The 18624-nt window shown below is 60.6% G+C and carries 18 protein-coding genes and 2 pseudogenes; 14 read left to right on the plus strand and 6 right to left on the minus strand.

Translation table 11 applies throughout. The annotated features are described in order from the left end of the window. Positions 1–129: 129 nt before the first annotated feature. Positions 130–1566 (minus strand): NAD-dependent succinate-semialdehyde dehydrogenase, encoded by a 1437-nt coding sequence (locus C8024_RS11225; RefSeq protein WP_173205114.1) that lies wholly within the window; start codon positions 1564–1566, stop codon positions 130–132. A gap of 86 nt (positions 1567–1652) precedes the next feature. Here C8024_RS11225 and C8024_RS11230 point away from each other — a divergent pair, with 86 nt between their 5' ends. From C8024_RS11230 to gspM, 12 genes and pseudogenes are all read left to right on the plus strand, one after another. Continuing rightward, entirely contained in the window at positions 1653–2318 is a 666-nt protein-coding gene (locus tag C8024_RS11230; protein WP_254305824.1) for an SMP-30/gluconolactonase/LRE family protein, read from the plus strand. A 19-nt stretch (positions 2319–2337) separates the two neighbouring features. Beyond that, a complete protein-coding gene (locus C8024_RS21650) occupies positions 2338–2571 on the plus strand; it encodes an SMP-30/gluconolactonase/LRE family protein (protein ID WP_254305825.1) in 234 nt (77 codons plus the stop codon). A 9-nt stretch (positions 2572–2580) separates the two neighbouring features. Further along, positions 2581–3279, plus strand: a complete 699-nt coding sequence (locus tag C8024_RS11235) for a VIT family protein (protein ID WP_100093866.1) — start codon at positions 2581–2583, stop codon at positions 3277–3279. Then, positions 3276–3923: an HAD-IA family hydrolase gene (locus C8024_RS11240; protein ID WP_173205118.1), complete on the plus strand. Its 648-nt coding sequence runs from the start codon at positions 3276–3278 to the stop codon at positions 3921–3923. Before C8024_RS11235 ends, C8024_RS11240 begins: the two co-directional genes overlap by 4 nt. 191 nt (positions 3924–4114) lie before the next feature. Further along, positions 4115–4297, plus strand: a complete 183-nt coding sequence (locus C8024_RS11245; protein ID WP_173205121.1) for a hypothetical protein — start codon at positions 4115–4117, stop codon at positions 4295–4297. Beyond that, the gene (locus C8024_RS11250) at positions 4294–4839 is read left to right on the plus strand and encodes a type II secretion system protein N (protein ID WP_173205124.1); all 546 of its coding nucleotides are present in this window, start codon (positions 4294–4296) and stop codon (positions 4837–4839) included. The genes C8024_RS11245 and C8024_RS11250 overlap by 4 nt, the downstream gene beginning before the upstream one ends. Positions 4840–4862: 23 nt before the next feature. After that, a pseudogene (gene gspD / locus C8024_RS11255) lies at positions 4863–6984 on the plus strand (type II secretion system secretin GspD). Beyond that, the gene (gene gspE / locus C8024_RS11260) at positions 6981–8531 is read left to right on the plus strand and encodes a type II secretion system ATPase GspE (protein WP_302051621.1); all 1551 of its coding nucleotides are present in this window, start codon (positions 6981–6983) and stop codon (positions 8529–8531) included. Before gspD ends, gspE begins: the two are co-directional and overlap by 4 nt. Further along, positions 8524–9783, plus strand: a complete 1260-nt coding sequence (gspF, locus tag C8024_RS11265; protein ID WP_173205127.1) for a type II secretion system inner membrane protein GspF — start codon at positions 8524–8526, stop codon at positions 9781–9783. Before gspE ends, gspF begins: the two co-directional genes overlap by 8 nt. Next, positions 9767–10240, plus strand: a complete 474-nt coding sequence (gspG, locus tag C8024_RS11270; RefSeq protein WP_173205130.1) for a type II secretion system major pseudopilin GspG — start codon at positions 9767–9769, stop codon at positions 10238–10240. Before gspF ends, gspG begins: the two co-directional genes overlap by 17 nt. 12 nt (positions 10241–10252) lie before the next feature. Then, positions 10253–11380: a hypothetical protein gene (locus C8024_RS11275; protein ID WP_173205133.1), complete on the plus strand. Its 1128-nt coding sequence runs from the start codon at positions 10253–10255 to the stop codon at positions 11378–11380. Then, the gene (gene gspM / locus C8024_RS11280) at positions 11377–11850 is read left to right on the plus strand and encodes a type II secretion system protein GspM (protein ID WP_173205136.1); all 474 of its coding nucleotides are present in this window, start codon (positions 11377–11379) and stop codon (positions 11848–11850) included. The genes C8024_RS11275 and gspM overlap by 4 nt, the downstream gene beginning before the upstream one ends. Before the next feature lie 19 nt (positions 11851–11869). Here gspM and C8024_RS11285 read toward each other — a convergent pair whose 3' ends face one another. The 3 genes from C8024_RS11285 to C8024_RS11295 form a co-directional block, all read right to left on the minus strand. After that, positions 11870–12406 carry a fatty acid desaturase gene (locus C8024_RS11285; protein ID WP_217272156.1) on the minus strand — a complete coding sequence of 179 codons (537 nt, stop codon included), beginning with the start codon at positions 12404–12406 and terminating at the stop codon, positions 11870–11872. A gap of 40 nt (positions 12407–12446) precedes the next feature. After that, positions 12447–12953 (minus strand): hypothetical protein, encoded by a 507-nt coding sequence (locus tag C8024_RS11290; protein ID WP_173205141.1) that lies wholly within the window; start codon positions 12951–12953, stop codon positions 12447–12449. A gap of 112 nt (positions 12954–13065) precedes the next feature. Then, the gene (locus tag C8024_RS11295) at positions 13066–13809 is read right to left on the minus strand and encodes a hypothetical protein (RefSeq protein WP_173205144.1); all 744 of its coding nucleotides are present in this window, start codon (positions 13807–13809) and stop codon (positions 13066–13068) included. A 171-nt stretch (positions 13810–13980) separates the two neighbouring features. Between C8024_RS11295 and C8024_RS11300 the strand changes: the two genes are divergently transcribed. Further along, positions 13981–15378, plus strand: coding sequence for a cytochrome P450 (locus C8024_RS11300; RefSeq protein ID WP_367947291.1), 1398 nt, complete (start codon positions 13981–13983; stop codon positions 15376–15378). Positions 15379–15770: 392 nt separating this feature from the next. Continuing rightward, complete coding sequence (locus C8024_RS11305) at positions 15771–16142, plus strand: DUF4345 domain-containing protein (RefSeq protein ID WP_100093876.1); 372 nt, start codon at positions 15771–15773, stop codon at positions 16140–16142. Here the strand turns inward: C8024_RS11305 and C8024_RS11310 are convergent. Together C8024_RS11310 and uvrA are read right to left on the minus strand one after the other, a co-directional pair. Then, positions 16139–16474: a phosphotyrosine protein phosphatase gene (locus C8024_RS11310; protein ID WP_173205164.1), complete on the minus strand. Its 336-nt coding sequence runs from the start codon at positions 16472–16474 to the stop codon at positions 16139–16141. The two genes, C8024_RS11305 and C8024_RS11310, sit on opposite strands and share 4 nt — an antisense overlap. Continuing rightward, positions 16471–18624: pseudogene (gene uvrA / locus C8024_RS11315) on the minus strand (excinuclease ABC subunit UvrA); the annotation flags it as partial. The pseudogene uvrA and the gene C8024_RS11310, both read right to left, overlap by 4 nt.

Raw genomic sequence — 18624 nt, forward strand, 5'->3', positions numbered from 1 at the left:
CTTTGCTGCCTAGGCGAAGTTGGATGAGGGCGTTCTGCCCTCGGAATATTGTACACCCTCACCCAGCTATGACTAGGCAACAAGTTGCCAAGTCGTCGCAACCCTCTCCCTTGAGGGAGAGGGAATCATTCAAGCCTGATGGATCGCCTTGGTCACCATATAGGCTTTCAGTCCGTCCGGTCCGTCTTCCGATCCGTGGCCGCTTTCCTTGACGCCGCCAAAGGGCGCGTCGCCGGGGCTGACGGTCAGATTGTTGATCGCGACCATCCCGGCTTCGATCCTGTCGCCGACCATATTGGCGGTGTGCAGGCTGTTGGTGAAGGCATAGGCGGCGAGGCCGAGCGGCAGCCGGTTGGCCTGTTCGATGGCTTTGTTCAGCGTGTCGAAGGGCCGCATTACAGCCACAGGACCAAAAGGCTCGTCGTTCATGATATCGGCGTCGAGCGGGACGTGGGACAGGACGGTGGGATCAAAGAAAAAGCCCTTGTCGCCACGCCGTTCACCGCCCAGCCGCACGTCTGCGCCCTTTGTCCGTGCATCCTCGATCATCGCGCCGACGGCGCTCGGACGGCGGGGGTTGGCGAGGGGGCCCATTTCAATCCCGTCGCCGAAGCCGTCGCCGACCGCGACCTTGGCGGCGCGTTCGGTAAAGCCTTTGACGAACCGGTCATAAATTCCGGACTGCACATAGAAACGGGTCGGCGAGACGCAGACCTGCCCGGCGTTGCGATATTTTTGCATTGCGGTCAGATCGAGCGCTTTTTCGATATCGCAATCATCGAAGACAAGCACCGGCGCGTGGCCGCCCAGTTCCATGGTCGTGCGCTTCATGCCCTCGGCAGCGAGTTTCATCAGATGCTTGCCGACCGGAACCGAGCCGGTGAAGCTGACCTTACGGATCACCGGGGAGGCAATGAGATGGCTGGAGACCTCGGCCGGATCGCCAAAGACCACTTGCGCGACACCGGAGGGCAGGCCGGCATCAACCAGACAACGGATCATCTCGATCGGGCTGGCCGGGGTTTCTTCCGCCGGTTTGAGAATGATCGAGCAGCCGGCGGCAATCGCCGGTGCCAGCTTGCGCACCGGCGTGAAGATCGGGAAATTCCAGGGGCTGAACGCCGCGACCGGTCCGACCGGCTGATATTTGACAAAGCTGTTCTGGCCGGCCGGGCGCACGAGAACGCGGCCATAGCAACGCTTGGCTTCCTCGGCCATGATATCGAAATGGCTGGCAGACGCGGTGACCTCGCCGATCGCTTGGGCCAGCGGCTTGCCCTGTTCATAGGTCATCAGCCGGCCGATTTCCGGTGCCCGTTCGCGCATCAGCTCGGCGGCCTTGTGTAATATCACGGCGCGCTCGGCGACCGATGTATCGCGCCAGATCGGGAAGGCGCGGTCCGCTGCATCGAGGGCGCGATCCAGGTCGGCAGTCGTGGCCTTGGGCAGGTCCGAAATCGTCTCTCCGGTCGCCGGATTGACGACCTGATGAACGTCGCGGTTGCCGCCGTCGATCCATTCGCCGTCGATATGAAGTTGCAATTTTCCGGGATAAGCGTTGGACATAGTTGCTCCTGTAACCTTCTGCCTAAGCACTAGACTTGTAGCCGGATTCCCGCAATGACTGTGACAAAATTTGAGAGGATAGATTCATGGAGATAGTCACCGAAGGGCTGCGCTTTCCCGAGGGACCAATCGCAATGCCGGACGGCAGCGTGATATTGGTCGAAATCGAGGCGCAGCAGCTCACCCGCGTCCTGCCCGACGGCACCAAGCAGCTGGTCGCCAAGACCGGTGGCGGCCCCAATGGCGCTGCCATGGGACCGGATGGTAAAATCTATGTCTGCAACAATGGCGGGTTCGAATATAAGGACGAGAACGGCTTTCTGACCCCGGCGGGTATCGCGAAAGACTATGCCGGTGGCAGCATTCAGCGGGTTGATCCGGACACCGGCGAAGTGGAGACGCTGTACAAGGACGGCGATTTTGGCTGCATCCTGCGCGGGCCCAATGATATCCAGTTCGACGCCCACGGCGGCTTCTGGTTCACCGACCATGGCAAAACCGATTACGAGAAACGCTGCCACGATATTGTCGGGATTTTCTATGCCAAGGCTGACGGCAGCCATCTGGAAGAGGTGATCTTCCCCTCCAACAATCCCAATGGTATCGGCATTTCACCGGATGGCAACACGCTTTATGCCGCCGAGACGTTCACTTGCCGGCTGATGAAATTCAATATCACGGCGCCGGAAAAGTTGCCGCCGACGCAGGGCCGGGCGGTCCGGGCATTCCGCTCTATCGGCCTCCGGTTATAAATTTTTCGACAGTCTGGCGATGGAGGAATGCGGCAATATCTGCGTCGCGACGATCGGCGAGTGCGGGATCAGCGTCATTTCTCCGGAAGGCGAGCTGGTCGAATTTGTCGAGACGCCGGATATCTTCACCACCAATATCTGCTTCGGCGGCGAGGATATGATGGATGCCTGGATCTGTCTGTCGGCGACGGGCAAGCTGGTCAAGACCCGCTGGAAACGGCCGGGACTGAAGCTGGAATATCTCAACAAATAGGAAGCAGCCTTGAACAGAATACATGCGGAAAAACACCGGATTGACCGGGTAGGCTGGCTGCGCGCTGCGGTTCTGGGGGCGAATGACGGTATTGTCTCGACCGCCAGTCTGGTGGTCGGTGTGGCGGCTGCTGCCACGTCTCAGGAGACGATATTGCTCACAGCATTTGCCGGACTGGTAGCCGGGGCGATGTCGATGGCGGCCGGTGAATATGTTTCGGTCAGTTCGCAGGCCGATAGCGAAAAGGCGGAACGGGCCAAGGAGGCCTGGGAGCTGGAAAACCAGCCCAAGGCCGAGCGGATAGAACTGATAACGATCTACAAGAACCGGGGTTTGACTGCCGATCTCGCCGAGAAGGTCGCCGATCAACTGACCGAACATGACGCGCTGGGCACGCATCTGCGCGACGAACTCGGCCTGACCGAACATTTTTCGGCCAAGCCGTTGCAGGCGGCGGCTGCTTCTGCTCTGGCATTTGCGGCCGGGGCGATATTGCCGGTAATCCTTGCGGCGCTATTCAGCGGCCAGATGCTGATCTGGATTGTGTCCGGTACGGCCTTGCTGTTGCTTGCCGCGCTGGGGGCAGCCGGGGCGATACTCGGTGGCGCGCCTATATTCCGGCCCGTTGTACGCGTGACTTTCTGGGGGGCTGCTGCCATGGCTGCCACCGCCGCTATCGGATCGATTTTTGGAGCTGTTGTTGCATGAAATATGAAACTGTAATTTTTGATTTTGGCGGGGTGATCACAAGCTCGCCGTTTGAAGCGTTCAACCGGCTGGAGGCCGAAAAAGGCGTGCCGCAGGACAGCGTGCGCCGGATCAACAGCGCCAATCCCGACGATAACGCTTGGGCCAGGTTCGAGCGCGCGGAGCTGGATGGCGCGGGCTTCGATGAAGCCTTTGCAGCGGAAGCGCGCGCCATCGGTATCGAATTGCGCGGTGCCGATGTGCTGGCGGTTCTTGCTGGTGACGTGCGGCCCAATATGGTGGCGACGCTCGACCGGCTGAAAAGCGAAGGCTTCACGATATCGTGCATCACCAACAATGTCCCTGCCGGCAAGGGTGCGGGCATGGCGATGGACGATGAAAAGGCGGCTGCGGTCACCGCGATCATGCAGCGCTTCGACCATATTATCGAAAGCAGCAAGGCCGGCGTGCGCAAGCCCGATCCGCGTATTTACCAGATGATGTGCGAGGCGCTGAACGTCGATCCGGCGCAATGCATCTATCTCGACGATCTCGGGATCAACTGCAAACCGGCGGCGGCGCTTGGCATGGCGGCGATCAAGGTGTCGGCCGAGCGGCAGGCGCTCGACGAACTGGGTGTCCTGCTGGATATGCAATTGCCCTGACGCTCTGTGCAAATAGCGGCAAAGCTGTAATATATTCGTCACCAATGAGTCGTCGAACGGTCGTGAAACCGCTATAGCGCGACGGGGGTTGCAAGGTTGCGGGGATTCGTGGGGAATAGCTTGTCGTACAGATTTGACACGGTGGCCCGCTGGTATAGCCAGAAAGGGCTGTACCCGTTTCTTTTGCCATATTGGCGGTTTTGCTGCTGGTCCAGGCCGTTCGGTTGATCTGGCTGGTGCTGACGCCGCTGGGTCCGGTCGGCGATTTTCGCGCCAATGATGTCGAGCTGCTGTCGCCGCAATCGCGGCTGACGCTGTTTAGCAGCTTCGATCCGTTTTCCGTAGCGATGCCACGCAAAGCGCCAATGTCGTGACATCGCTGCAGCTGACGCTTTTCGGTATTCGCATGAACCAGGCATCCGGACTGGGCTCGGCCATCCTGGCGGGACCGGATGGCGTGCAGACAAATTACGCCGTCGGCGAAGAGATTATGTCCGGTGTCACGCTCGACAGCGTGGAATTTGACCATGTGATCATCAACCGGGGCGGCGTGCGCGAGAGCCTCTATCTCGACCAGTCGATTCCCGCGCAGACCGTCGGCACCGAGGATCCGGTGGCGCCGGCTTCCCTCTCCCTGGAGAGTAATGAAATTCCGGGTGTCGCCTCGCTGGCACCGCGCAACGATCAGGGCCGGGTGACCGGGATTGTCTTGTCTCCCCTGGGAGACGGCAGCCTGTTCAGGAGCGCCGGTTTCCGCAATGGCGATATCATCGTGTCGATCAACGGTAATCCGGTCGGCTCGGCCAGCGATATCGAAGCGTTGAAAAGCCAAATCCGGCCGGGCGCGCGCCTGTCCGTCGAAGTCGAGCGCGGAGCCGATACGGTTCCGGTCGCTGTCAATCTGGGAGCCCAATAATGCCTAGTCTCTTTGCCCGGATCATGGCCGTGCTTGTTCTGTGTGCCACTTTGTGGTCCGCCCCGGCCTCTGCCCAGCACACGCTCAATGTCCGAGACGCCGATATTCGCGCCTTTGTCCAGGACGCGGCAAAGGTGACCGGCCGCACCTTCATTCTCGACAGCCGGGTGCAGGGCAAGGTTTCGGTGGTCACCGACCGGCCGCTCAGCCGCTCGGAATATTTCGAGATTTTCCTGTCGACCCTGCGCGCCAATAATCTGGTCGCGATTCCGACGACCCGCGGCGCCTATCGCATCCAGCCCGCCGATGGCGCGGCTTCGCAACCGAGCCGGATCGGGTCGCGTGGCGCCGAGGGCAACCAGCTGGTAACCGAAGTGGTGCGGCTCAAGTCGATCGTCGCCACCGAGGCGTTGGAAACCCTGCGTCCGCTGGTCAGCAAGCAAGGTTCGATCACCGCCAATCGCAACGCCAACAGTCTGGTGATCGTGGACTATGCCGACAATATTCGCCGGATACGGTCGCTGGTCGGCGAGATAGATCGCGACAGCGCCGCCAGCACGATCATCACGCTGAAAACGCCGGGGCGCGGGAAATCGCGACCTCGCTGCAGGCGCTGGCCGCACAGGGCGGTGGCGAAGGTCTGCGCGCGCCGGTGACTGTGGTGCCGATCGACAGCAGCAACAGCATCGCCCTGCGCGGCGACCCGGGCGCGGTTGCCCGCTTTGCGCAAATGGCGCGGGAACTGGACAAGGGCGCGGAATCAGGGACCGAGATACGCGTCCACCGGCTCGACTATGCCAATGCCGAACATCTGATGCCGGTGATCGAGAATTTGCTGGGCAGCAACGGTACGGGCGGCGCGTCGGCAGCGGTTGCGCCCGCCGGCGAAGGTGGCGCGGCCGCTCCGGTCGCCACCGGTAGCGGCAATGGCATTGCCAGCCGCGGGCCGCCATCGTCACGCGGCTGGAGGGGACCAACGCGATCATCGTTGCCGCGAACCCTGACGTCCAGCGGATGATCGGCGAACTGATCCGCCAACTCGATACGCGACAGGAACAGGTGGTGGTCGAAGCGATCATTGTCGAGATTTCCGAGACGCTGGCCCGTGAACTGGGCGTGCAATGGCTGGTCGGCGGGGAAGACGTACCCTTTGCCGTGACCAATTTTTCCAATGCCGCGCCCAATATCGTCGATGTTGCGGGCGGTTTGCTGGCCGACCAGTTTGACACGACGACTACCACCACGACCGATACCGCCACCACAGTGACCACCAACAGCTCGGTCGGTGATGCGTTGCGGCAGAATGCGGCGGATTCCGTGCTGGCCGCGCGCGGCGGTTTTGGCGGCTTTGCCACCAGCCTGGGCGGCAGCGCGGTGCTCGGGGCGATCATCAACGCGGTGCAGTCCGACAGCAACAGCAATGTGCTGTCGACGCCATCGCTGACGGTGAACAACAATCTTAAGGGCAGCATCCTCTTCGGCCAGGAAATTCCGGTGTCGACTGGTGAAGCGCTGTCCGGCAATTTCGACAATGCTTTCCGCACGATCCAGCGGCAGAATGTCGGGATCGAACTGGAAGTGACGCCGCAGATCAATGCCGGCGACGAGGTGCGGATGGAATTGCGCCAGCAGGTCAGTTCGATCGCGGGGCCGGTATCCGACGATTTCAACGAGCTGATCATCAACAAGCGGGAGATTAACACGACCGTGACGGTCGGCGATGGCGAGATTATCGCTCTGGGTGGCCTGCTCGACGACAACGAGCGGCGCACGATCCAGAAGGTCCCGTTTCTGGGGGATATTCCGCTGCTGGGAGAATTGTTCCGGTCGCGCGGCAAGTCGCGGGTCAAGACTAATCTGATGGTTTTCATCCGCCCGACGATCCTGAAGGATCCCAATGACGCCCGGCGTTTCTCCAGCGCGCGCTACGATTATATCCGCGACCGGCAGATCAGCCGCAATCCTGATCAGGAACCATCAATTGATGCGCTGGTTCGCGATTATCTTGGCACCGTGCCGCCGTCGGTCAAGCCGCGTCCGGATGATCAGATCATCTATGCGCCGGGCGATATGCCTGCGGTCAGGGATAGTGGCGTAATCGAGCAGGCTCCCTTGCCGGCGAGCGAGACCAGCGGGAACCGATGATGGAAATCGCCCGGGGAACAGATGCGGTGGTCTCCGAAGCGGATGGCGGACTTGGGGCGCCGGCGGCTGTCCGGGACCTGCCATATGCCTATGCCCGTGATCAGGGTGTGCTGGTACAGGATCGCAGCGGTGAACGGCTGTCCCTTGCCCTGCGCGAAGGGGCTGACCCGTCCGCTTTGCTGGAAGTGCGCCGTTATCTGGCTCTGCCCTTTGATGTGGAACGGGTCGATGCTCCGGCGTTCGAGAAGCTTCTGAGCGCCCATTATGCGATGGATGGCTCGGCTGCCGCGATGGCCGGTGATATGGCGCTGGCCGGCGAGGGGCTGGACGATATCGCCGGGGACATTCCGAGCGCAGAGGATCTGCTCGACAGCGCCGATGATGCGCCGACGATCCGGCTGATCAACGGGATCATTGCCGAGGCGGCAAGGCAGGGCGCTTCGGACATCCATATCGAACCCTATGAGACGGGTCTGGTCGTGCGGATGCGGGTCGACGGCGTGCTGACCGAGAAGCTGCGCATGCCGCCGCACGTCGCGGGCGTGATCGTCAACCGGATCAAGGTGATGGCGCGGCTGGATATAGCCGAGCGGCGAATTCCGCAGGACGGCCGGATCAGCCTGACGCTGGGCGGGAAATTGCTTGATGTGCGCGTTTCGACCTTGCCCAACCGGGCGAGCGAGCGGGTGGTGATGCGGATTCTCGACAAGGAAAGCGCGGGTATTTCGCTCGACCTGCTGGGCATGTCACCCAATACCCATGCGATCCTGACCGATGCGCTCAGCGAACCCAATGGTATCATATTGGTCACCGGCCCCACCGGCTCGGGCAAGACCACAACGCTTTACGCCGGGCTCAAGCAGCTCAATGACGGCAGCCGCAATATCCTGACCGTCGAGGACCCGGTGGAATATGCGATCGAGGGGATCGGCCAGACGCAGGTCAATGCCAAGGTAGGGCTGACCTTTGCTGCAGGATTGAGGGCGATATTGCGGCAGGACCCGGATGTCGTGATGATCGGGGAGATCAGAGATAGAGAGACGGCAGAGATTGCAGTGCAGGCGAGCCTGACCGGCCATCTCGTGCTCTCCACAGTGCACACCAATGACGCGGTGGGTGCGATCACGCGGATGCGCGACATGAAGGTGGAGCCGTTTCTGCTCGCCTCGACGCTGCGCGCGGTCATTGCCCAGCGGCTGGTCAGAAAACTCTGCGAACATTGCCGCACGCCGATCCAGGCGGACGGCTCGCTGGCTTCGCTACTCGGTTTTGATAATGGCACGGTGGTCTATCGCGAGACCGGCTGCGAGCATTGCAACCACACCGGCTTTCAGGGCCGGATCGGCGTGTTCGAGGCCATCCGTATCGATGACACGCTGCGCAAGCTGATCAACGACGGCGGCGACGAGGCCGCGATCACCGCCCATGCATTCCGCAACCAGCCCCATCTGGGCGCAGCCGCGAGAGCGCTGGTCCGGGATGGCTTGACGACGCCCGAGGAAGCGATCCGGATTTCCCGCCGCGAAAGCGATGCGGTCGATGCCTGAATTTGCCTATATAGCGATTGACCCCAAGGGTCGGGAGAAGACCGGGCGGCTGGCCGCGGCCAGTGATGACGCGGCACGGGCGAAGCTGGTTGAACGCAATTTCTATGTCGTCAAAATGGAAGCAGCACAGGGCAGCAAGGGCAAGCAGGCAAAGGCGTCCGCCGGTCTGTTCGGCCCGAAAAAACTGTCGTCCAAGGAACTCACCCTGTTCACCCGCCAATTATCGTCGCTGGCGCAGGTCAGCCCGCTCGAGGAAGCGTTGCGTCTGATCGGCAACCAGAATGAGAAGCCGCATGTGCAGCAGCGGATCGCAACGGTGCACAGCGGGGTTATCGAGGGGCAGCGGCTGTCCGAAGCGATGCGCCGCGAACCGAAAAGCTTTCCGCCGCTCTACCGGGCGATGATCGCCGCCGGGGAAAGTTCCGGCACGCTGCCCGACATCACCGAAAGACTGGCCGATCTGCTCGAGCGGCAGGCCGAATTGCGCGGCAAGCTGATCGGCACATTGGCCTATCCGGCGGTGCTGGCCTTGGTTTCGGTCATCGTCGTTGCGTTGCTGATGATCGCGGTCGTGCCCAAGGTGGTCGAACAGTTTGACGATGTGAACCAGCAACTGCCGCTGGTCACGCGCATCGTGATCGGCATATCGAACTTTCTCGCCGACTGGTGGTGGGCGATTGCAATTGTGATCGGCGCAATACTGCTGATCGGCTGGCGGGCGCTCAAGGAGCCGCAACTGAAATATCGTTTCGATGCCTTCCTGCTGCGCCTGCCCTTTGTCGGGCGCCTGCTCAGGGACTTGCACGCTGCGCGTCTGGCGCGGACGCTGTCGACCATGGTCGCCAGCCGCCTGCCGATCATCGAGGGATTGCGGCTGACCACCGATACGATCCACAACAGCGTTTTGCGCAAGGCCTCGGAAGATATGGTGGAAGCCATCAGGGGTGGCGGCAGCCTGTCGACGGCGCTCAAGAATACCAGCGTATTTCCGCCGATGCTGGTCTATATGACCTCCAGCGGCGAAGCATCGGGACAGCTGGACGATATGCTGGCACGGGCGGCAAGCTATCTGGAACGGGAGTTTGACAATTTCAGTTCTACCGCCTTGTCCTTGCTCGAGCCGATCATCATCGTGGCGCTTGGCGGACTGGTCGCGCTGGTGATATTGGCGATATTGTTACCGATTTGCAGCTTCAAAATCTGGCCGGACTATAGGGCCGGAAAAAGGAATGATCATGACGACAGAAATTGAACATCCGAACACGGTCTCGGCTCCGGAACCAAAGACGCAGAAAAAGCGCAACGGCTTCACGCTGGTCGAGCTGATGGTGGTGATCTTCATTCTGGGCCTGCTGACGACGATCGTCGTGATAAACGTATTGCCCAGCCAGGACCGCGCGATGGTCGAGAAGGCGCGGGCCGACATCGCGACGCTCGGACAGGCGCTGGAAATGTACCGGCTCGACAATCTTGCCTATCCCGGATCGTCGGACGGTTTGCAGGCGCTGGTGGCTGCGCCGCCATCGTTGGCCACGACCGCCCGCTACCGGAAGGGCGGTTATATCAAGAAGCTGCCTGACGATCCGTGGGGGCGGCCCTATCAATATGACAATCCCGGGCGACAGGGCCCCGGCTATGATCTTTATTCGCTGGGTGCCGACGGCGCGCCGGGGGGTGAAGATGACAATGCCGATATTTACGCAGAATAAGACCGGCAGCGCGTGAACCCAGACCTTCTCCTGATTGCCTTTCCCGCTGCGGATGACGAGGCACTGCACTGGTGGCACATCAGTGACGGCGCGGTGCGGGCTGCGGGCTGCGATCCCGACCCGGTCCTGGCTTCCGGAGCTTATGGTCCGGACGCTGTACAAGCGGACCTGAGCGTGATCGCGCTGCTGCCCTCGCATCTGACCAGCATCATGGGTCATGACGCAATCAGCGGTGCCAATGAAAGTCAGACGCTGGCCGCCGCGACCATGGCTGCCAGAGCGAAAAGTCTCGAGAGCGACAAGGTTCAAATCGTAGCGACTATCGATGGCGAGGGTGGTGCGGTTACAGCTTCGGTCGGACGGGATATCCTGTCCGCCGGGCTGGTCCGGCTGCAGGCGCTGGACATCGATCCCGATGCGATCCTTCCTTCCGGCTGGTTGTTGCCGGTGGCTGGTGATGATCGCGCATTTGCTGCAGACTTTGGATTCGACAGGGTTATGCGCGTTGGACATATCATCGCGGTGGATGACCCGGCGCTGCGCGATTTTCTATTTGGCGACCGGACCGTCGAACCGATAACCGGCGATGCTTTCGACGCCATGCTGGTCGGCGCCAGCGGGAAAAGCGATCTGAATTTTCGCAGCGGGCCCTTCGCAAAGAAGACAAAGCGGGCGATGGACGTGAAACAGAAGCGCCGGCTCGGCTGGATGGCCGCGGCGCTGGTCATCGTCTCGCTGGCCATTCCACTGGCGCAACTAGTCAAATATCACTGGACGGCCAATGCGGCAGATGAGGCTGCTCTGGCCAGTGCTGTGCCGGTCGTCGGCGAGCAGGAAGATCCGGAAAGCGCCGAACGGGCGCTGGACCAGCGTCTGGTCGCCGAAAATCGCGGCAATATCATGTTCCCGGTTCCGGCCTCGGCGCTCTATTCGGCCTTGCAACAGGTTCCGGGCGTGTCGATTGTGCGTCTGGACTATGGCGAGAACGGCATTGTGTCCGCAACATTGTCTGCTGTCCGCAACGAGGATATCAATCCGGCTTTGCTGGCGATCCAGAAAGCGGGGTTCCTTATCACCGCAACCCCGCGCACCGACGCGACGGGGTCGGCGCAGGCGGATATTACGGTGAGGGCACCATGATCGACAATGCGAAAATCTGGTTTGCCGCGCTCAGCCAGCGGGAACGGATATTGGTCGCGATTGCCGGCCTGCTGCTGGCGGGTCTCGTCGGCTATTATGGCATAGCGCGACCGATGTTCGGCGCGATGACCGCTGCCGAAGAAGGCTATGTCGAGGCGGTCGAGCGGCAGGCGCGGATCGAGACCAAGGTCGCGGCGCTCTCGCAACCGGTAGACGGTCAGGTTGCCAAATTCAGCGGCTCCATCGATGCCTTTGTCAGCCAGAGCGCTGGCGAGACCGGCATTGCGGTGGCTTCCGTGACACCCCAGTCGGGCAATCGCGTGATCATAGTGGTGGAATCGGCCAAGCCGACAGCGCTCTTTGGCTGGCTGGCGCGGATCGAGCGCGAAGGCGTTGCGGTCGAAAGTCTCAGCGTCAATTCCGCAGGAGCCGGAACGGTCTCGGGCACTTTGACCTTGCGGTCACATTAGCGGCAGAGGCCGCGGCCCTTCACTCGGCGGGTTCGATATGGCGCTGCTTGTCCGCCGGGAACAGGATGCCGCCGTCATCGGCTGACATGACTTCAGGCTCGTCAAACTTGGCGGTTGCCACCTTCGGCTTTTTCTGGACCCATTCGCCTTTCTCGTTGCGGATATAGGCGGGCGCGCGCTGGACGTTCCAGACCAGGCCCATTTTCTCCCAGAGATAGATGATCTGTCCGTTCAAATCGAACTCCCACCATGCGATCTGCGAGGAGGCGGCACGCGGGTGCTGGTGATGGTTGTTGTGCCATCCGTCACCGAAGGTCATCCAAGCCATGAACCAGTTGTTGCGCGAGCCGTCCTTGGTTTCGAAGCGCTGCGACCCGAAAACATGGCCGATGCTGTTCACGCCCATGACGAAGTTCAGGAAGAAGAAATTGCGGAAAAAGCCGCCGATCAAAATGGTGCCGATAATATGTTCGGGTCCGCCGAAGGCCAGCGCCCAGAGGGCTGGCAGGATGATGCTGGAAAAATCGCGATCGACCAGCGGTGCTTGTGGCACCACAATACTTGCGGATCGTCGATCAGGCCCTTGCCATAGACCTTCATGTCCGATGTCGTGTTGTCGAACAGCCAGCCGAAATGGGCGATACCGAGCCCTTTCCATTTTGACATATTCTTGCCGTGACCGTCGACATAGGGGCTGTGCACATCGCCGACGCGTCGGCAAAGGCATGATGACGGCGATGGTCTGCTGCCCATTTCAAAACCGAAGCCTGACAGGCCATTTGCGCCATGATACCGATGGCGAGGCGCATTTTCGGGCCGGCTTCGAAAGCGCGATGGGTGAAATAGCGGTGATAGCCGATGCCGACGCCCATGTTGATGAGGGCAAAGCCGAAGAGAAAGGCCGACCATTCGACCCAGCCGGTGGCGTGGAAGATGGTCCAGTATAGCGCGCCGAGCGAGCCCAGCACCATCGAGGACAGCAGGATGCCATATTCGATCCGCTTCGCGCGCGCAGCCGGTCCGCCAATGATGACGCCATGCTGTGGATGCTGTTCCGACGGTGTATATTCGTCGGGTTGAATGTCGCTAAATGCGGTTGCCATCGACCAAAATCCTCGAAAATCTTATCGGGACCTCAGGATATAGGCTATTTGCGATGATTACAATTCTATTAACTATTAGCGGTCCGCAGGTGCGGCGAGACGCTCTCGGGGACTAATCGTCGCTAAGAGGTTTGCGCCCCCGGCGGCTGGTTTCCCGTGAGTTGCGGATGGGATCCGCGCGCGTTGACCGGGGCGGGCTGTCCGCACGGGGGGCCGGTTGCGGACGGGCTTGCGGCTGCTCCGCCCCACTTGCCGGTCGCCGGTCCGTACGGCTGCCGCGATCACCGCGATCGCGGGACGGTGCAGCCTGGTCTGTTCCGCCTGCTCTTGTGCCGCTTGTTCCCGTACGGTTGCGGCGATCGTTGCGCGTGCCGCGATTGTCGCGGTCATCGCTGTCTCGCTGGCGCCGGCTGCTGTTACGGTCCGGGTCCCGTGTGCGATCGCGCCCGTCATATCCCGAATCGCGACGATCACCACGCCGGTCGGCCCTGCCATCGCGATCTCTGCGGTCTCTGGCGCGATGTCCGCCATAGGCGGCGCGCTGGCGGGCCCAGTAGCGTCGATGGTTGTCGCGCATCGCGAGGCGTCTGCCACCCCGGTCGAAGATATAAATGCCATAGCCGGGATAATAATATTGATCATACCAGCCGCCGCCATATCCGATATTGGCAAAGCCATAGCCATAATCACAGGCATAATAGTCGTCGAACGGCGCATAGGGGTCACAGTCATAGCCGCGCCCGTTGACATAGCCGTCACCATAAGCGCCGCCGCCGTACATGCAGCCGCCGAGACTGAGCAACGCGCCAGCGGCTACCGCAGACTTGAGGAGCCGGGCTGTCAATAAATTGGTCATGAGCTTTCCTTTGAAACCGCCTTTACAGCGCCAGTCGTGCGCGGTTGCGATTGCCTATATATTGTTCCTGTCCTTAAGCCGCGATCATTGAATAGCTTATGAATGGAGTGGCTTGCTGACATTAATGAAAGTAGCTATCATAGGCTCAAATTTCAGATCAGGAGCGCTCCCGTGGCCACAATTGCAGCAAAACCGCATGGATATCCCTTTCAGGAATCCGCCAACCCGCACTGGGTGAGGCGGCCGAGCGAAGAAGAATTGGCGCATATTCCCGGGGAGAAAGGCCTGCCGGTCCTGGGGTGCACGCTGGATCTGCTCAAGGACCCGGGCGGCTTCGGACGCCGGATGTTCGAGCAATATGGCTCCGTCTATCGTGCCTTCAGTTTTGGCGGATGGTCGGTCAACATGCTGGGAGCCGATGCCACGGAGCTGATCCTGTTCAACAAGGACAAGATATTTTCGAGCGAGCAGGGCTGGGGCCCGATTCTCAACAATCTGTTTCCGCGCGGTCTGATGTTGATGGATTTCGAACGCCACCGGGCGGATCGCAAGGCGCTCTCGGTGGCCTTCAAGCCTGGACCCATGAAGCACCATTGCCAGGTGCTGGGCGAAGGCATAGCGCAGCGGGTGGGCGAATGGAGCGGTACCGAATTCAACTTTTATCCGGCGATCAAATCGCTGTCGCTCGATACCGCTGCCAGCGCGATTCTCGGCATCCCCTGGGGGCCGGAAGCGGACAAGATCAACAAGGCCTTTGTCGACGAGGTTCAGGCCTCGGTCGGCGTGGTGCGCAAGCCCATCCCTTTCACCAAGATGTGGAAGGGCGTGAAGGCCCGTGAATATCTGCTCGACTATTTCACCCCGCAGGTGAAAGAGCGCCGTGCGAAGGGCGGCGAGGATATCTTCACGCAAATCTGTCTGGCAACCCACGAAAATGGGGAATTGCTGACCGAGGGTGAAGTTGTCGACCATATGAATTTCCTGATGATGGCGGCGCATGATACGATTACGTCGTCGGCGACCAGCCTGATCTATCTGCTCGCCAAACATCCCGAATGGCAGGACAAGGTGCGCGAGGAATGTCTGGCGGTGGCGCCGGCCGGAACGACCTTGTCGATGGAACAGCTGGGCAAGCTGGAGCTGACCGAAATGGCCTTCAAGGAAGCGTTGCGGCTGATCCCGCCGGTCCCCTCGATGCCGCGCCGGGCGGTCAAGGAGTTCACCTTCCGCAATTATACGATTCCGGCCGGCACATCGGTCGGCGTCAGTCCGAGCTTTGTCCACAAGATGGAAAAGCACTGGCCCAACCCGGACAAGTTCGATCCGCTTCGTTTCACACCGGAAAATTCGGTTGGCCGTCACAAATATGCCTGGGTGCCGTTCGGCGGCGGAGCGCATATGTGTCTCGGGCTGCATTTCGCCTATATGCAGATCAAGATATTGCTGCACGCGATGCTCACGCAGAACCGCGTTCTTCTGCAGGGCGGACCGGACTATGAACCGAAATGGCAAGTCTTTCCCATTCCGCAGCCCAAGGACGGCCTGCCGGTGCGTCTCGAGCGTCTCTAGACCCTTCGCTCTTGTCGTCGGCCGGGTCGGATTTTCCGGTCGACACAAAAATTGACAGCCTCATGCTTGCATGGCACTCTTCAGACTTAATCGGGGGATAACTATGGGGTGGCTTGAATTAAAAGATAATTCAATCACCCGGCTGATCTGCGCGTTGTCGATATTCTGTCCGGCGGGACCGGCTGCGCAAGCGCGAAGCCGATACCGCAACGGCAGGAGACATGGCGCAGCTGTTGCCGACAGGGAATATCTCCAGAACACGCTTTGGCCGTTTCGAAATTGGGCGGTCTTTCGGGGGTAAAAACGGTTTAGACAATATCAGCATCAGATTGCAGCCGGTTGAAACACGCCCTTCGACAGGTTCGCCACGAACAGAATAAAGGAGAATATATATGGCCGCATTCCGCATCCTTTCCTTCCTGATTGGATTCATCCCCCTCTGGTTCGGGGTCAATGGCCTGCTCTTCGGCGCGGCGGAACATATGGGCGGCGACGCATTCAGCACTGCGATGGACAACCAGTATCGTTATCTTTCCGGCGTATATATCGGCGTTGCGCTGATGATTTTCTACAGCGCCGGCGAAATAAGGAAAAGGGCCAAACTGTTTCGCTTCGCGATGCTGTTCTTCTTTATCGGCGGCTGCGCCAGAGCCGTATCCTATCTCACGGTCGGGCCACCACCGACGGAACAATTTGCCGCGATGCTGGTGGAATTATTGTCGCCGCTGTTGCTGCTCTGGCAGGCGCGGGTGCTGCGCTACTAGGCAAAATATTCCGGAAATCTGGATTTTATGATCGCGACCAGATCCGGATCCATGAACGTGTAATTGTCCGGAATGGCCAAGTTGCGGACAGGCTTGTCTTTCAGCAACGGGCCGAATTTCTGTGTGATCTTTTTCCTGTGGCCGGTCTCCATCACATAGATGCTGTCTGCCCAGAGGATCAGATCGCCGGATAGCGGCGTTTCGGCATCGTTATTCGTACCGGCCGAGATGGCTGTCACCCTGTCCACGCTGTTCAGTACCGCCTCGGCGGTCGGACTGCGCAGCCGGTTGCGGGAACAAACGAACAGAAGCTTCGCAGCTGTGCCGCTCACTTCGCCAGCATATCCTTCAGATAGCCGCCGGTATAGCTGCCCTTGACCTTGGCGACGTCTTCCGGTGTGCCCTGCGCGACGATTTCGCCGCCGCGCACGCCGCCTTCGGGGCCGAGGTCGATGATATGGTCGGCGGTCTTGATAACATCGAGATTATGCTCGATCACCACCACACTATTGCCCTGTTCGACCAGCTGGTGAAGCACCTGCAGCAGCTTGCGCACATCCTCGAAATGCAGACCGGTCGTCGGTTCGTCGAGAATATAGAGCGTCTGTCCGGTTGAACGTTTGGACAGTTCCTTGGCCAGCTTGACCCGCTGTGCCTCGCCGCCGGAGAGGGTTGTCGCCTGCTGGCCGACCTTCACATAGCCGAGGCCGACTTCATAGAGCATGGCCATCTTGTCGCGGATCGGCGGCACGGCCTTGAAGAAGCTGACCGCATCCTCGACCGTCATGTCCAGAATATCGGCGATCGACTTGCCCTTGAACTTCACTTCGAGCGTCTCGCGATTATAGCGCTTGCCGCCGCATTCCTCGCAGGTGACGTAAACGTCGGGCAGGAAGTGCATCTCGATCTTGATCAGCCCGTCGCCGCGGCAGACTTCGCAGCGGCCGCCCTTGACGTTGAAACTGAACCGGCCGGGCTTGTAGCCGCGGGCCTGCGCTTCGGGCAGTCCGGCAAACCAGTCGCGGATATTGGTGAAAGCGCCAGTGTAAGTCGCCGGATTGGAACGCGGGGTGCGACCGATCGGTGACTGGTCGATATCGATCACCTTGTCGCAATATTGCAAACCGGTGATCTTCTCATGCGCGCCGGCAATCACCCGCGCGCCATTGAGCGTCCGCGCCGCCGACGCGTAGAGCGTATCGATGGTCAGCGAGCTTTTGCCCGAGCCGCTCAGGCCGGTGATGCAGGTGAAGGTGCCGAGCGGGATCGACGCGGTGACATTCTGCAGATTATTGGCAGTCGCACCATGTACGGTCAGCTTCTTGCCATTGCCCTTGCGGCGCTTGGCCGGCACTTCGATTTCCCGCGTGCCGTTGAGATAGGCTGCGGTCAGTGACTTCTTGGACTTCAAGATCTGCTTGAGCGTACCTTCGGCAACGACCTCGCCGCCATGAACGCCGGCACCCGGGCCCATATCGACAACCCAGTCGGCGGTGCGGATAGCATCTTCGTCATGTTCGACGACGATCACCGTGTTGCCGAGATCGCGCAGGCGTTTGAGCGTGGTCAGCAAGCGGTCATTGTCGCGCTGGTGCAGGCCGATGCTCGGTTCGTCGAGCACATAGAGCACGCCGCTCAGGCCCGAGCCGATCTGGCTGGCGAGACGAATGCGCTGGCTTTCGCCGCCGGACAGCGTGCCGCTGGTCCGGTCGAGATTGAGATAGTCGAGCCCGACATTGTTGAGGAAGCCGAGCCGCTCGATGATTTCCTTGAGGATCGGTTCGGCAATCTGGCTCTGCGTCTTGTTGAGCTGCGCGCCGAGACCCTCGAAAATTCCAGGGCATCGCCGACGCTGCGGCGGGTGGAGATGCTGATATCCTCGCCCGCGATCTTGACTGCCAGCGCTTCGGGCTTGAGCCGCGCGCCGTGACAGGTTTCGCAAGGGGCTGCGGCCTGGAACTTGGCCAGCTCTTCCTGCATCCAGGCGCTCTCGGTCTGCAGCATCCGTCGCTTGAGATTGCCGACGACGCCTTCGAACGGCTTCTTCACTTCATAGGATTTGCGCCCGTCCTGAAAGCGGAGTGTGACGGGCAGGCCCTGCGTACCGTTGAGGATGACATCCTGATGATGTTCGCTGAGCTCGTTCCACGGCGTGTCGAGATCAAATTCGAAATGTCGGGCGAGGCTGCCGAGCACCTGCATATAATAAGGTGAGGGCGGGTTGGATTTCGCCCAGGGCACGACCGCGCCCTTTTTGATGCTGAGCGCCGGATTGGGGACGATCAGCTGGGTGTCGAAATGGAGCTTCTCGCCAAGACCGTCGCAGGACGGGCAGGCGCCTTGCGGGGCGTTGAACGAGAATAGCCGTGGGGCGATTTCCTCGATGGTGAAACCGCTGACCGGGCAGGCGAAGCGTTCGGAGAAGACGATCCGGTTGGGGGGGAGGCCGGTGCCTTTCATGCTCCCCTCCCGCTTGCGGGAG

The sequence above is a fragment of the Sphingopyxis sp. BSNA05 genome (genome assembly GCF_013265645.1).
In the GTDB taxonomy this organism is placed as follows: domain Bacteria; phylum Pseudomonadota; class Alphaproteobacteria; order Sphingomonadales; family Sphingomonadaceae; genus Parasphingorhabdus.

Excerpts from the sequence above, each read along its gene's own strand:
- gspE (WP_302051621.1), top strand. The coding sequence starts at position 6,981 with ATGATGGAAATCGCCCGGGGAACAGATGCGGTGGTCTCCGAAGCGGAT.
- gspM (WP_173205136.1), top strand. The coding sequence starts at position 11,377 with ATGATCGACAATGCGAAAATCTGGTTTGCCGCGCTCAGCCAGCGGGAA.
- C8024_RS11230 (WP_254305824.1), top strand. The coding sequence starts at position 1,653 with ATGGAGATAGTCACCGAAGGGCTGCGCTTTCCCGAGGGACCAATCGCA.
- C8024_RS11295 (WP_173205144.1), bottom strand. The coding sequence starts at position 13,809 with ATGACCAATTTATTGACAGCCCGGCTCCTCAAGTCTGCGGTAGCCGCT.
- C8024_RS11240 (WP_173205118.1), top strand. The coding sequence starts at position 3,276 with ATGAAATATGAAACTGTAATTTTTGATTTTGGCGGGGTGATCACAAGC.
- gspF (WP_173205127.1), top strand. The coding sequence starts at position 8,524 with ATGCCTGAATTTGCCTATATAGCGATTGACCCCAAGGGTCGGGAGAAG.
- C8024_RS11225 (WP_173205114.1), bottom strand. The coding sequence starts at position 1,566 with ATGTCCAACGCTTATCCCGGAAAATTGCAACTTCATATCGACGGCGAA.
- C8024_RS21650 (WP_254305825.1), top strand. The coding sequence starts at position 2,338 with ATGGAGGAATGCGGCAATATCTGCGTCGCGACGATCGGCGAGTGCGGG.
- C8024_RS11305 (WP_100093876.1), top strand. The coding sequence starts at position 15,771 with ATGGCCGCATTCCGCATCCTTTCCTTCCTGATTGGATTCATCCCCCTC.
- C8024_RS11290 (WP_173205141.1), bottom strand. The coding sequence starts at position 12,953 with ATGGCAACCGCATTTAGCGACATTCAACCCGACGAATATACACCGTCG.
- gspG (WP_173205130.1), top strand. The coding sequence starts at position 9,767 with ATGACGACAGAAATTGAACATCCGAACACGGTCTCGGCTCCGGAACCA.